At 66.7% G+C, this 14,373-nt stretch carries 9 protein-coding genes; 3 read left to right on the top strand and 6 right to left on the bottom strand.

Annotated features, from left to right (window positions below; genetic code table 11):
• The first annotated feature begins 133 nt into the window (after window positions 1-133).
• A complete protein-coding gene (locus CBY09_RS12425) occupies window positions 134-883 on the top strand; it encodes a pirin family protein (RefSeq protein WP_094289921.1) in 750 nt (249 codons plus the stop codon).
• 16 nt (window positions 884-899) lie between these two features.
• Window positions 900-1,649: a gamma-glutamylcyclotransferase gene (locus CBY09_RS12420; protein WP_094289920.1), complete on the top strand. Its 750-nt coding sequence runs from the start codon at window positions 900-902 to the stop codon at window positions 1,647-1,649.
• 51 nt (window positions 1,650-1,700) lie between these two features.
• Here CBY09_RS12420 and CBY09_RS12415 read toward each other — a convergent pair whose 3' ends face one another.
• Window positions 1,701-2,762 carry a recombination-associated protein RdgC gene (locus CBY09_RS12415; RefSeq protein ID WP_094289919.1) on the bottom strand — a complete coding sequence of 354 codons (1,062 nt, stop codon included), beginning with the start codon at window positions 2,760-2,762 and terminating at the stop codon, window positions 1,701-1,703.
• A gap of 354 nt (window positions 2,763-3,116) precedes the next feature.
• Here CBY09_RS12415 and CBY09_RS12410 point away from each other — a divergent pair, with 354 nt between their 5' ends.
• Entirely contained in the window at window positions 3,117-3,677 is a 561-nt protein-coding gene (locus tag CBY09_RS12410; protein WP_094289918.1) for a Spy/CpxP family protein refolding chaperone, read from the top strand.
• 1,047 nt (window positions 3,678-4,724) lie between these two features.
• Here CBY09_RS12410 and CBY09_RS12405 read toward each other — a convergent pair.
• The 5 genes from CBY09_RS12405 to leuA form a co-directional block, all read right to left on the bottom strand.
• Window positions 4,725-9,608 carry an EAL domain-containing protein gene (locus CBY09_RS12405; RefSeq protein WP_094289917.1) on the bottom strand — a complete coding sequence of 1,628 codons (4,884 nt, stop codon included), beginning with the start codon at window positions 9,606-9,608 and terminating at the stop codon, window positions 4,725-4,727.
• Window positions 9,609-9,914: 306 nt separating this feature from the next.
• Window positions 9,915-11,015 (bottom strand): 3-deoxy-7-phosphoheptulonate synthase, encoded by a 1,101-nt coding sequence (locus CBY09_RS12400; protein ID WP_094289916.1) that lies wholly within the window; start codon window positions 11,013-11,015, stop codon window positions 9,915-9,917.
• Window positions 11,016-11,182: 167 nt separating this feature from the next.
• A complete protein-coding gene (locus CBY09_RS12395; RefSeq protein ID WP_094289915.1) occupies window positions 11,183-11,686 on the bottom strand; it encodes a C40 family peptidase in 504 nt (167 codons plus the stop codon).
• A gap of 131 nt (window positions 11,687-11,817) precedes the next feature.
• Window positions 11,818-12,306, bottom strand: a complete 489-nt coding sequence (locus CBY09_RS12390; protein ID WP_165773905.1) for a GNAT family N-acetyltransferase — start codon at window positions 12,304-12,306, stop codon at window positions 11,818-11,820.
• 8 nt (window positions 12,307-12,314) lie between these two features.
• Window positions 12,315-14,003 (bottom strand): 2-isopropylmalate synthase, encoded by a 1,689-nt coding sequence (gene leuA / locus CBY09_RS12385; protein WP_094289913.1) that lies wholly within the window; start codon window positions 14,001-14,003, stop codon window positions 12,315-12,317.
• Window positions 14,004-14,373 lie beyond the last annotated feature (370 nt).

Genomic DNA, 14,373 nt, shown 5'->3' with positions numbered 1-14,373 from the left:
CCCTATTAGCCCCGTTTACGGAACACTCCGTTTGCATGCGGCCCGTTTATCCGGGCCGCTCCGCCCTCTACAGTGGGTGCATGCCATCGCCCGATGTGCACAACCCTTTCTCCAACAGCAGGACACCTTCACTGTGATCACCGTCCGCGCAGCCGCAGACCGGGGCCGCTCCTCCACCGGCTGGCTGCACAGCGCCCACAGCTTCTCGTTTGGCAGCTACTTTGACCTGCGCCACCAGGGCCATGGCAACCTGCTGGTACTCAACGACGACACGGTGGCCCCCGGCCAGGGCTTTGGCAGCCACGGCCACCGCGACATGGAGATCGTGAGCTATGTGCTCAGCGGCGCATTGGCCCACCAGGACAACCTGCCGCAGCGCAGCCATCCGGACGGCGCCCCCCCTGCGCCAACACCCCCCACCGGCATCCTGCGCCCCGGCGATGTGCAGCGCATGAGCGCAGGCTGGGGCGTTCAGCACAGCGAATTCAACGCGTTGCAGGATCAGGACACCCACTTCCTGCAGATCTGGTTCAAACCCTTGTTCACCGGCATCCGCCCCAGCTACGAACAAAAGCACTTTCCGGCCGCAGACCGGCGGGGCCGGCTGGTGCGCCTTGCGTCGCGCAAAGGGGTCGATGGTTCACTCAGCATGAATGCCGACGCCACCCTCTGGGCAGGCCTGTTCGACGGCGATGCCGAAACCGCCACGCAGGCCCTCTACCCCCAGCGCCTGGCGTATGTGCATGTGGCACAGGGCACTGTGCTGGTCAACGGCGTGCCACTGGCCGCAGGCGACGGTGCGCTGCTGGAGGATGAAAACCAGCTGACCCTGCAACATGGCACCGGCGCCGACGTGCTGGTGTTCGACCTGGCCCGCCGGTAAGCTGCAACCCGCCACCATGCCCCGCCCCAACGCCTTCCTCCACCTGCCCGAGCTGCAAGGCCGGCTCACCCCGGCCCACGACTCGGGCCTGCGCCTGACCGATGAGGCCTTGGCCGAATGGGACGCCCAGGCCCGCAGCCAGGGCCTGCCTGCCCACTGGCGCCTGCCCGACAGCGAGGTAGAACGCTCGCGCCGCGAGGTGCTCGCCACCATCACCGCGCACTCGCTTGACCTGTGGGTGTTTGCCTATGGTTCGCTGATGTGGAACCCGGGTTTTCATTTCGACGAAGTGCGCCGGGCCTGCCTGCCCGGGTATGGGCGCCGCTTCGCCCTCGGCACCACCATTGGCCGGGGCACGCCCGACTGCCCCGGGCTGGTGCTGACGCTGGAGCCGGACGCCAGCCAGATCTGCGAAGGCCTGGCGTTCCGGATCCCCGCCCCGCTGGTCGATGCCGAATCCCGCCTGCTCTGGCGCCGCGAGATGATCACCGGCGCCTACTGCCCACAACTGCTTGCACTGCCCACACCCCAGGGTGATGTGCAGGCGCTGGTTCTGGTGGCCAACACCACCCACCCCCTCTACCGGGGCGACCTGTCGATGCAGGCCACCGCAGCGACCATTGCAACGGCCTGCGGGCGCGTTGGCAGCAACCGGGACTATCTGGAGCAGCTGGTGCGGCAGTGCGAGGTGCTGGGGATCAGGGATGGGTATGTGCACGAGCTGGCAGCGCTGGTGCGTGCCATGGCCTGCAGCGATGCCCTCTGAACCCTGCACCTGAGCGCCTGCCGGGCATACCTTGCTGCGGACGTGATCAACTCAAAACGGCGCCGCCCCCGGATCCGTATCCACCGGGGCCTCCCGGGGCCCGGTCACCACGCCGCCGCCCGCTGATTTGCGTGCAGGTGCGATGGGCGCAGAAGGTGCCGCAGCCCGTGGCGCGGCCGTGGCTGGGGCAGCGGCTGCCACGGCATCGGCCGCGCTGGCCACCCCACTCTCCGCCTCGCCCCCCAGTGCCTCGATCAGATCGGGGATCAGCTTCACCAGCTCGCCCGTGGCAATCGCCACGTCGGTGTCAAAACCGCCGTCGTCGGCCTTGGTGCCTTCGAACACGGTGTCAAGAAACGACACCTTCTTGATCTGCAGGCCTTCGGTGAGCATGAAGCTCACGCGGTCGTCCCAGGTGAGGGCGAGTTTGGTGGGCAGCTTGCCCGCGTCGATGTGGGCCCGCACCTCCTCGATGTCCAGCGGGTGGCGGGCGTAGCGCACCACCGCTTTTTCTTCGTTGGCGCTTTTGAGTTCGCACTCGCGGTCCACCGTGAAGCCCACGGGCGGCTCCTGTTCCTTGAGCCAGTGGGACATGGCCGCCTGCGGGCTGGTCTGGGTGTTGATGAGCGACACCGACAGGCCGGGCAGGGATTCGACCAGCAGGGTGACCACCTCGTCGGCGCGGCCCTGGCTGGAGGTGTCCAGCACCAGCAGGCGCGAGGCGGTGTCGATCCACACCCACATCGAGCCCTGCTTGGTGAAGGCCATGGGCAGCAGGTCCAGTTTGGCCTCGTCTTTGAGCTCCTTGCTTTCCTTCTTGCCGGGCTTGCGGCCGGTTTCCTGTTCGATGCGTTCGGCTTTTTCCTTGACCTTGCGCGCCAGCACGCTGCCGGGCAGCACCTTGGATTCGACCATGAAGCGCAGGATCCACTGGCCCCCGACCGACTCGGCCAACGGGCCATGCGGTTCGCCGCGCGGCGGCACCCAGCCCAGGGATTTTTCCTGCGTGGCGCCACATTCCATAAAGGGTGCCTTGGCCAGCGCCTCTTCGACCTGCGTCAATTCCACCTGCCATTGCGGAGCAATGCGGTACACGATCATGTTCTTGAACACGGAAAACCTTTTGTTGGGGGCGTTGGTGAATAAAAAACAAGCCAACGGGCTCGGAACCCGCCATTGTCGGCGGTCGCCACCCCGGGCCAGTCGCCCGCCTGCGGGGGCGGCAGCTTGACGCTTGTCAAAAGCTATTAGTTTGATAGCTATAAAGACTTACCCATAGAGCGGGAGGCGGCATTTTTACCATGATTGGCCAGGGGAAGAAGCCGCCCACCGATGGAGCTTCTTGTCACAACTTTACACAGCCTCATCCAACACGCACGGCGGCGTTACATGCGGGGCAGACACTGGCCCTCAATCGCTGAAACGGTCGTTGCAGCGAGCCAACCCCCCCATGAAAGGACTCCCACCATGGCATCCCCCTTCCAACGCCGCTTTGCAGCCACCGCCCTTCTGGCGGCCATGGCCCTGCCCGTTCTGGCGCAGCAACCACCCGCTACACCACCGGCCGCTTCGGCGAAGGCCCCCGAAGGCGGGCACGAGCGCCGCCACGGCGACCACGCCCAGCGCCATGCCAAGCATCTGGCCGAACTCAAGGCCCAGCTCAAGCTGACCGCCGCCCAGGAACCCGCCTGGACCACCTTCACCACTGCGATGCAGCCCGGCGAGCGCCCCGCGCGCCTGGACCGCCAGGACATGGACAAGCTCACCACCCCCGAGCGCATCGACCGCATGCGGGCCCTGCGCGCCCAGCATGCCGCCGAGGCCGACCGCCGGGGCGAGGCCACCAAGGCCTTCTACGCCGCGCTGACGCCCGAGCAGCAAAAGACCTTTGACGCCCAGGCGCACCGAGGACACCGCATGGGTGACATGAAGGGGGGCGAAGGCCGCCACCATGGCGGTCACGGTGGCCCTGGCGAACGCCACCACGGCGGCGCGGGCGGCAAGCCCGGCCCGGCACCCGCCCAGTAAGACACGAATCAGCGGCCAGCCGCTGCATCCCCACCCGCCCGGCGTCTTTCCGCAGACGCCGGGCTTTTTTTCGCCCTGCAGACGCCTCTCAGGTCCCGGGAGCCCCAAAAAAATCGAGGCCAGCACCCCGGATTGTGGATAAGTCTGGGAAGAGTTCTGGCACAACCGGGCAGTTATCCACACGAACAGCCGCTGCCGAAAAGTTGTTGTACCTGGGCCCCGCGCTTTGTGCAGCCCGCCGCACAGACTTTGCGGCGACGCAAGCCCGCGCCAGCATTCAGGAAAAAGCGCTTGTCCACAGAAAGGGGGCGACTCTATTACTACTGCTATTTATATATAGAGCTATCAAAGAATAACCAGAACCCCGACTCCGGGGCCCCTCGGACATCCCTGCACATGGGAAGGCAGCAGTGCCCGCCGACTGGTGGCGAAAAAAGCGGGAACGGGTTCCGCCGGCAATCCGATTGGTGGGGAGCCGATCAGGGAGACGGAAGCCTGGCCCGGTCGAATGCGTGGTGTTCCGCTGCGCAAGAAACTCTAATAGCTATCAAATAGATAGCTTAAAGCGCTTATCCATTGAGCGCGGAAGGCCGTTTTGAGTAGGTTTTTTGCCACCCCGGCACCCGGTGCGTAAAACTGGGGATAGTTCTGGCACAAGCGCAGGGTTATCCACAGAAAAAGGCGACGGCTGGCTTTTGTCCCCGTTGCCGTGACAGCAGGAGCAGGGATCGGTGCACAGAGTTGGCAGATGGCTAAGTGCGCGCCCAGGCTGCAGAAAAACCAGTTGTCCACAGCAAGGGCCACCCCTTACTACTACGACTATGTATTTATAAAAGATATAAGAAGAAAGACAGGGAACAACTCCCGGGCCGCTCGGGAGGTGCTGTGTGGGCCCAACCCAAGGGCCTTCGCAGCCCATGGATGGTCGGCCGTCGGCCTGGCGATGGCCCCGGCGCCCTCGGAAAACAAAAAACCACAGCCTTGGCTGTGGTTTTGTCCAGTTTGTAAAAAAGGAAAAGTGAGGGGACTGCCCCGAGGGCAGGCCACCTAAGCGGCCGGAGTGCGCAGGAAGGCGTCTAGGAGGTCCACCGACAGGGGGCGGCTGAACAGGTAGCCCTGGTAGAGCTGGCAGCCTGCGCGGGCCAGCAGCTCGCGCTGCTCGGTGCTTTCCACGCCCTCGGCGATCACTTCCAGGCCCAGGCTGCGCGACAGGCCGATGATGGTGTCCACAATCGCGGCATCGTTGGGGTCGGTGAGCAGGTCGCGCACAAAACTCTGGTCGATCTTGAGCTGGTTCAGCGGCATGCGCTTCAGGTAGCTCAGGCTCGAATAGCCCGTGCCGAAGTCGTCCAGCGAGAAACCCACGCCGTAGCTGCGCAGCGCCTCCATGGTGGCGATGGTGGTTTCCATGTCCTCCACCAGCACACTTTCGGTCAGCTCCAGCTTGAGCTGGCCCGACGGCGCACCCGTGATGGCCAGCACCCGGGCCACGTCGTCCACAAAACTGGCGTGGCGGAACTGGCGCGAACTCACGTTCACGGCCATGGTCAGGTGGGCCAGGGCCGGGTCCTGCTGCCAGCTGGCCAGCAGCTGGCAGGCGTTGTGCAGCACCCAGCGGCCCAGGGGCAGGATGAGCCCGGTTTCTTCGGCCAGCGGAATGAACTGCGCGGGCGAGACCATGCCGCGCTGCGGATGGGCCCAGCGCACCAGCGCCTCCACCCCCACACACTGGCCGGTGTGGCGCATCTGCGGCTGGAAGTGCAGCAAAAATTCTTCCTGCGCCAGGGCCGAGCGCAGGTCGGCCTCCAGCGCGGCGCGGGCCGTGACCACGGCCTGCATGTCGGGGTCGAAAAAGCGCAGCGTGTTGCGCCCGGCGGTCTTGGCCTGGTACATGGCCAGGTCGGCCTGCTTGAGCAGTTCGCCCACGCTGGTCAGCTCGCCCGCAAACGGCGCAATGCCGATGCTGGGTGTGCTGCGGTACTGGTAGCCTGCCAGCGCATAGGGCACGGCCAGCATGGTCAGGATCTTTTCACCCACGCTGCGGGCATGCATGGCCAGTTCGTGCGGCTTGGGGCTGAGTTCTTCGAGCATCACCACAAACTCGTCGCCGCCCAGGCGCGCCACGGTGTCCACCGCCCGCACGCAGGTGTTCAGGCGCTGCGCCACCTGCTGCAGCAGCAGGTCGCCCTGATCGTGACCCAGGGTGTCGTTGAGCTGCTTGAAGTTGTCCAGGTCGATGAACAGCAGCGCCCCACCCTGGTGGCGCCGCTGCGCCGTGGCCAGGGCCTGGTGCATGCGGTCCATGAGCAGCATGCGGTTGGGCAGGCCGGTGAGCGCGTCGTAAAACGCCAGGCGCTGGATCTCGCGCTCGTTGGCCTTGCGCTGGCTGATGTCGGTGTTGATGGCCAGGATGGACTGCGGGCGGCCGTCGTCGCCGCGCACCAGGGTCCAGCGGCCCTCGACCTCGATGGTGCCGCCGTTGCGGTGGCGCTGCACCAGCTCACCCGTCCACTCGCCCTGCTCCAGCACCGTCTGCGTGGCGTGGCGGAAATGGGTGGGGTCGTCGTAGAGCAGGGTCTCGATGGACTGGCCCAGCGCCTGCAGCTGCGACCAGCCGTACAGGCGCTCGGCGCTTTTGTTCCAGAAGATCACGCGGTGCTCCAGGTCGCGCACCACGATGGCGTCCTGCGCCTTGTCCAGCAGCGAGGCCTGGTGGCGGATGCGGGCATCGGCCAGTTGGCGTTCGATCTCGGCCGAGGCGCGCGAGGCAAAGATCTGCAGCGTGGAGGTGATGAAGTCGGTCTCGGCGATCGCCTGGCGGAACAGCACGAACACGATGCCCACCACCTCGCCATCGGCATTGCACAGCTGCTGGCCCGCATAGGCCTGCGCGCCCACCTTGGCGAGGATGGGCGCCTCGGGGTAGAGCTGCTGCGCCTTGTCGGTCACTACATGGGTGCGCTGCGACATCAGCAGCAGGCTGGGGGTGCCGGCCAGGGTGTATTCGTCGTTCGGCAGCATCTGGCCATCGAGCACAGCCGCCAGCGTCACCACGCGGGGGGCCTGGTCCCGCGCCGTGGCAGGCAGCAGCCGCACCACGCAGCCCCCTTGGGCATCGAGGGCGTCGGCCATGTTGCGCACCAGCTGCACAAAAAACTCGGTGCCGGTGCTGGCCGACACGGCCGCCGCCACCTTGAGCACCGAGGCCTGCAGCCGCTGCTGCGCCTTGTGCGCGCGCAGGCTGGTGATGCCAAAGGCCAGGTCGCTGGCCAGCTCCTGCAGCAGCGCGGCTTCCTCGGGGCTGATCTGCAGGATGTCGGGCGCGTACAGGTAGAGCAGGCCAAACGCGCGGTCCTGGTCGCGGTGCTGCAGGGGCAGGCAGATCACGCCATGGAAACCATGGCCCAGCATGCGTTCGGTCCAGTCGGCAAAGTCGCCTTCGGTGCGGATGTCCTGCACGATCACCGGCTGGCCCGAGCGGATGGCCATGCCCGCCGGGCCGCGCCCGTAGGGGTCGTCGGCCGACCAGGACAGGTGCAGGTTCTCCAGGTAGTTCTCGTTGTAGCCCGCGTGGGCCACGGGCTGGATGGACTTGCGTTCATCGTCCAGCGCCAGCCCCACCCAGCCCATGCGGTAGCCGCCGATGTCCACCGCAATCTGGCAGACAGCCTGCAGCAGGGCGGTTTCGGAGGTGGCGCGCACCAGGGTTTCGTTGCAGGCGCTCAAGAGGCGCTGCGCGCGCCCCATGCGTGCGAGCTCGCGCTCGGTGCGCAGGCGCTCGGTCACGTCGGTGGCCAGCACCTGCCGCGCCGGGCGGCCGTTGAAGCTGATGCTGCCCGCCGTGATCTCCACGTCCATGAACGTGCCGTCCTTCTTGACATGGCGGCTGATCACCGGCTTGTTGCGCTGGCTCATGGGGATGGCGTCGATGGACGCGCGGATGGCGTCGCGCCGTTCGGCCGGCCACAGGTCGGTCATCTGCATGGTCAGCAGCTCGGCCTCGGTATAGCCGTAGTGGGTTTCCATCGACCGGTTGACCGCCTGCAACCGCTGCGTCTCCTTGTCGTACACCCACATCGGGTGCGGGTGCTCGTCAAACAGCATGCGGTACTGCAGCTCGGACGCGTGCAACTGCCCGGCCACATGGCGCAGCTGCACCATGGCGCCCAGCGACTCGGTAAGGATCTCCAGGTGGGCCACGTCGCGGCGCGAGAACGCATTGGTCTTGTCCGAAGTCACCTTGAGCGAGCCCACGATGGCATCGCCGCTGCGCAGCGGCACGGCCATCACCGACCGCACGCCGTGGCGGTGTGGCATCGACGCCATGTCCCAGCCCTCGGCCTCAGTGTCGTTGCACACCACGGTCTGGCCCTGGCTGAGCGCGGGCCAGAGCAGGCTCTGGTCCACCGGCAGCAGATTGCCCACGGGCCGCACATGGTCGCCCGCCGAGGCCTGCGCCACCAGCTGGCGGCCCTGCAGCAGCTCCACCATCGCGCCGCGCGCCCCGGTTTGGCGCAGCACTGTGCTGGCCACCAGCTGCAGCACCTCGGGCAAGGGCATGTCCAGCGACGAGATGCGCTGCTGCACCCGCAGCAGCTCGGCATGGTTCTGCGCATCGCGCTGGGCGTCCAGGTCGGCCAGCTTCTGGGCGCTGATGTCGGTCATGCCGCCCACCATGCGCACGGCCTTGCCCTGCAGGTCGCGGATCAGGAAACCCCGGTCCAGCACCCAGGCATAGCTGCCGTCGCTGCGGCGAAAGCGGTATTCGTCCGACCAGTGGTTGGCCGTGCCTTCGATGGCGGCGTGGATCCCGTCCAGCACCGCATCACTGTCGTCGGGGTGCAGCCGCAAGGTCCACGAGGTGCTGTCGGGCGGCAGCTGATCCAGCGGCACGCCAAACAGGTTCTGCATACCCTCGTTCCACCACATCGCATCGGTGTGCAGGTTCCAGTCCCACACGGCATCGGCCGTGGCGCGCGACACCAGGTGAAAGCGCTCTTCGCTGAACTGCCGCGCCTGGTGGGCCTGGTGCTGTGCCGAGATGTCCTGGAACGCACCCTGCACGCGCACGATGTGGCCGTTGGCATCCCGCACCGCCTGGCCCGCCGTGCGCACCCAGAAATGCCGGTCGCCGGGCATCACAACCTCGGCCTCGATGTCAAACGGCGTGCCCTTCAGCACGCAGTCGTCAAACGCCTTCTGTACCGCCGCGCGGTGCGGCAGGGTGTACAGCTGCAGCAGCTGGGTGGCCGAGCCCGTGCGCTGTGCAATGCCATAGGTGGCAACGATTTCGTCCGACCAGCTCAGCTGCATGCCGGGCAGCTCGACCGTCCAGCCACCGACCCGCGCAATCTGCCCCGTCACGCGCAGCGCCTCGCCCTGAGCGGCCAGCTCGGCGTGCATCTGGTCGCGTTGCTGCACCAGCTCGCCCAGCAATTGCTTCTGGCGCCGCAGCTCCAGCTGCATCATGGTCTGCTCGGCGAGGATGCGCAGGCCCTCCAGCTGCTCGGGCGACAGGTTGCGTGGCACGGAGTCCAGCACCGCCAGGGTGCCCAGCGCAAACCCCTCGTTCGTCACCAGGGGCACGCAGGCGTAGAACCGCACATGGGGTTCCTCCAGCACCAGCGGGTTGTGGGCAAAGCTGGGGTCCAGGGTGGTGTCGGGCACCACGCGGGGCTCGCGGCTGCCGCTCAGGGCATGGGCGCAGAACGCAATCGCGCGGTCGGTCTCGCGAAAAGGCACACCCACGGTGGCCTTGAACCACTGGCGCTCATGGTCCACAAAGTTGACCACCGCCATGGGGCAGCGGCACACCTGTGCCGCCAGCTTGGCCAGCTGGTCAAAACTTTCTTCGGCCGGGGTGTCGAGGATGGCGTAAGACTGCAGTGCCTGGAGCCTGGCGGCTTCTGCGGTGGCTTGCGCTGGTGGCATGGTGGTCAGGCAACCACGGTGCCCAGGCGCGTGCACTGGCACCGCCGGGCCAGGGCGACCGGGGTGAGTAGGCAGGCGCAGGGCAGCGGGAACAACAAGGCAGTCGGGCAGCAAGTGGGCACTGGCTCAATGCCAGCACCGCAGTGAAAAATCCAGGGGGGGAGCCCCAAGGGTCGAAAGGGCAATGCTACACCGCACAGGCACCCCCCGCCGGGGCACTGCATGGGGGTTTGCCCCAAATGAAACGGGCCCCTGCATTCCTATGCCCCGCAGGCCCCGCCCGCCCTCGGTGCTTGCCGTTTGCGGTCAGGGGCGGGCGCGGCGGGCGCGCACGGCGGCGGCCAGGCTTCCGAGCACCGGCACGGTCTGCGCCAGGCTGATGCAGGCATCCGTCACTGACACGCCGGGCGTGAGCGGCTGGCCCGCCACGATGTCCTGGCGGCCTTCCTGCAGGTGGCTTTCGATCATCAGGCCGGTGATGCGTGCATCGCCCGCAGCAATCTGTTGTGCCACATCTTCGGCCACGGTGATCTGGCGCTGGTGCTGCTTGCTGCTGTTGGCGTGGCTCACGTCGATCATCACCTGCTCGCGCAGGCCGGCGGCCTTGAGCACGGCGCAGGTCGCATCCACATCGGCGGCGCTGTAGTTGGGCTGCTTGCCACCGCGCAGGATCACGTGGCAGTCGTTGTTGCCACGCGTCTCGAAGATCGCGGCCTGGCCCATCTTGGTCATGCCCATGAACGCATGCGCGGCGCTGGCCGCCAGGATGGCATCGCTCGCTACCTTCACGCCGCCGTCGGTGCCGTTCTTGAACCCCACGGGGCACGACAGGCCGCTGGCCAGCTGCCGGTGGCTCTGGCTCTCGGTGGTGCGCGCGCCAATCGCGCCCCAGCTCACCAGGTCACTGATGAACTGCGGTGAGAGCAGGTCCAGGAACTCGGTGCCCACCGGCAGCCCCAGCGCCAGCACGTCCAGCAGCAGCTGGCGCGCCAGCTCCAGCCCTTCGTTGATGGCAAAGCTGCCATCGAGGTGCGGGTCGTTGATGTAACCCTTCCAGCCCACGGTGGTGCGCGGCTTTTCAAAATACACGCGCATCACGATGAGCAGGTCGCCCTGCAGTGCATCGGCCTGTGCTTTCAGCTGGCGCGCATAGTCCATGGCCTGGCCATGGTCGTGGATGGAGCAAGGCCCCACCACCACGATGAGCCGGTCGTCCAGCCCGTGCAGGATGCGCGAAATGGCGGCGCGGCTGGATTCGACCAGGGCCTGCGCCGCATCGGGCGTGGGCAGCCATTCCTGCAGCAGCGCAGGCGTGATCAGCGGCCGCACGGCCTTGATGCGCGTGTCATCGATGCGCGTCGTGTCGTGGGTGGAGATGGGGGTGGCGGAGCGGTGTGCGTGGGTCATGGTGGCCCCGATTGTCGCGGAGCCGCCGTTGCCTACTGGCCAAGGATGTGGTCACACGGCCCGGAACTGGCGCGGCCCAGGCCAGTGACGCAGAGCAAGGGCCGCCCCGCAGCGAGTGCGTCGTCCCCCTCAGGGGGAAGGCGCCGAAGGCGACTCAGGGGGAGCCTCTACGGTCTGCGGAACGCCGCATTCTGCCGCGCCCAGTGGCGCGACTGCAGGTGATCCAGCCGCACCGTGCCGCCCGTGGACGGCGCGTGCACAAACCGCCCCTCACCCACATAGATGCCCGCATGGCTGGGCTGGCGGCCCGTGCCGAACACCACCAGGTCGCCCGTGCGCAGCTCGCTGCTGTCGATGGGGGTACCCCAGGTGTTGAGCTGGGCCACCGTGCGCGGTGGCGGCGTGCCCACCTGGTTGCGGTACACGTAGCCGATGAGGCCGCTGCAGTCAAAACCCGAGTCCGGCGTGTTGCCGCCATAGCGGTACGGTGTGCCCACCAGGCCCAGCGCGTGGATGGCGATGTCGTGCGCCTGCTCGGCCGTGAGCGGCGGCGTGGTGCGCAAGGGCGCGCTGGATACGGGCGACGGCGGGGGCCGAGAGGTGCCACATCCGGCAAGGACCAGCAGGGCGGCGGTGCAGGTGGCAAGAGCCAGGCGGTGAAAAACGCGCATGGGCCCGAGGTTAATGGACTGGCGCGGCACGCTGCAGTTTCCCGAGGCGACACAAGGTCTTTGACAACAGGTTTTGCATGCACCGCTGCCAGCGCGAGACAACCGGCTGGTCCTTGGCAGGAAGAAGCACCTTACGTGGTTTGCCAGAGCGCACTGCCTGATGCGTCGCCAGGGCGGCGCATCGGAACGAAGGCAACCCCCCGGGTTTCCACAGCGGGACCTGTCGCCACAAACCCCAAGCGTTCGTAAAAACCCCGGGCACGGAGCGTCGCGTTGACGGTCACGTCGGGTGCGGGGCCGGTGGCGATGTGGAAGAGCGCGTGCTGCCACAGTTGCCGCGCCCAGCCGCGGCCCTGGAAGGACTCGGCCACAAACAGGTGAAACAGGTGGGTGCCATCCCGCACCACCACCACGCCCGCCAGAGTATTCCCGGGCCCCCATCCCACCCAGTTCGTGAACGATGGTGTCGCCAGCCGCAGTGCCACCGCCTCGGGCCGCAAGGTTTGCAAAAACTCCTCGGCACCCCGCCCCTTCCGGTCGAGCGTAAAAAAGTGCGCCACTGACAATGCCAGAGCGCTGATGGCTGGCGCATCACGGGCCAAAGCGGGGCGAATCTCCATGGCCCCGCTCATGCTGCCATGGCGGAATCCGTTGGATGGGATGCGGTGCGCCGCGCCATCAAACGGTTGGCCACGCCCACAATGGCCAGCACCGAGGCGGTCACGATGTTGTGGCTGGCCCCCGCGCCAAAGGTGGCACCCGCCACACCCTCCATCGCGGCTTCCACAATGGCCAGCGCCTGCGCGTTGGCGCCCGTGCCGGTGGCGCGTTCCTCGTAGTGGTCTACCCGCAGCGGCAGGCCGAGCGCATCCACCGTGGCGGCAATCGGGCCGTTGCCCTGGCCGCGCAGCGTCTGGCGTGTGCCGTCGATGGTCACGTCCAGCTCGATGCCCTGCCCGTCTTCATCCAGCTTGTGGCTATGGCAGGTGATGGCGGCCTGCGCGGGGGCCTGCAGGTAGGTGGCCTGGAACAGGCTCCACAGCGCATCGCCCGTCATCTCGCCTTCGCTCGCATCGGTTTGGCGCTGCACCACGGCGCTGAACTCCACCTGCATGCGGCGCGGCATCACCACGCCGTGTTCGCGCTCCAGCAAGAAGGCAATGCCGCCCTTGCCTGACTGGCTGTTCACGCGGATCACGCTGTCGTACGTGCGGCCGAGGTCCGCCGGGTCGATGGGCAAGTACGGCACTTCCCACAAGGCATTCGGGTCCTGCGCGGCAAAGCCCTTCTTGATCGCATCCTGGTGCGAACCCGAGAACGCGGTGAACACCAGATCGCCCGCATAGGGGTGGCGCGGGTGCACGGGCAGTGCCGTGCATTCCTCCGCAATGCGCGCAACCGAGGTAATGTCCGAAAAATCGAGGCCCGGGTGCACGCCCTGCGTGTACATGTTGAGCGCCAGGGTCACGATGTCCACGTTGCCGCAGCGCTCGCCGTTGCCGAAGAGGCAGCCTTCCACGCGGTCGGCACCGGCCATCATCGCGAGTTCTGCCGCCGCCACGCCCGTGCCCCGGTCGTTGTGCGGGTGCACCGACAGCACGATGTGCTCGCGGGGTGCAAGGTGCCGGTCCATCCACTCGATCTGGTCGGCAAACACGTTGGGCGTGGCGTTCTCCACCGTGGTGGGCAGGTTGATGATGATGGGGCGGCCGGGGCCGGCGTTCCATGCGGCAATTGCGGTCTGGCAGGCCTTGAGGGACACGCTGAGTTCGGTGGCGCTGAAGGTCTCGGGCGAGTACTGCAAGGTCCACTGCGTTTCGGGCTGCGCGTCGGTCAGCTGCTTGAGGTAGCCCACGTGGTGCGCAATCAGCTGCATCACCTGCGTCACGTTCATGCCGAATACGATGCGCCGCCACGCGGGCGCGGTGGCGTTGTAGAGGTGCACGATGGCGCGGGGGGCGCCCTGCACGGCCTCGACGGTGCGCGCGATGAGGTCTTCGCGCGACTGGGTCATGACCATGATGGTCACGTCGTCGGGGATGAGGTTTTCGTCAATGAGGCGGCGCACGAAGTCAAAGTCGGTCTGCGACGCGGCGGGAAAGCCGACCTCGATCTCCTTGAAGCCGATGCGCACCAGCTCGTGGAAGAGCTTCATCTTGCGCTCGCCACTCATCGGCTCGAACAAGGCCTGGTTGCCGTCGCGCAGATCGGTGGAGAGCCACACAGGGGCGCGGGTGATGCTGCGGCTGGGCCATTGGCGGTCGGCGAGCGCAATGGGGGCGATGGGCTGGTACTTGGTGGCGGGTTTGGCAATCATGAGGGGCTCCACGAACGGTGTGTGCGGTGCGCAAATCACGCACGGTGCACGGGTCAAACGAAATCAAAACGAATGACATCCCCTGCAGCCCTTTGCGTGTGCAAAGGCTGGTTCGCGGGCCGGGGTCAGGGGGAGATCAGGTGCTGCGCTGAGCGAGTCAGGCAACGAGGGTAGCGAACGCAGGCAGACCCCGGCCAGGCACTAGGCCTAGCGATAGGGTGGATAGGAGCATGCTGCGTTGCATAGGGGGCCAAAGATAGCACAGGCCTGCTGCAGCGCGCAAGAATATGATAAAAAATGGCCGCTACCGCTCGACGGATAAGCACTTTAAGCTATTTATATGATAGCTAAAACCGCCCGCAAATGGCGG

Source organism: Acidovorax kalamii (genome assembly GCF_002245625.1).
Taxonomy (GTDB): Bacteria; Pseudomonadota; Gammaproteobacteria; order Burkholderiales; family Burkholderiaceae_C; genus Acidovorax; species Acidovorax kalamii.
This window is presented reverse-complemented; position numbering and strand designations above follow the sequence as displayed.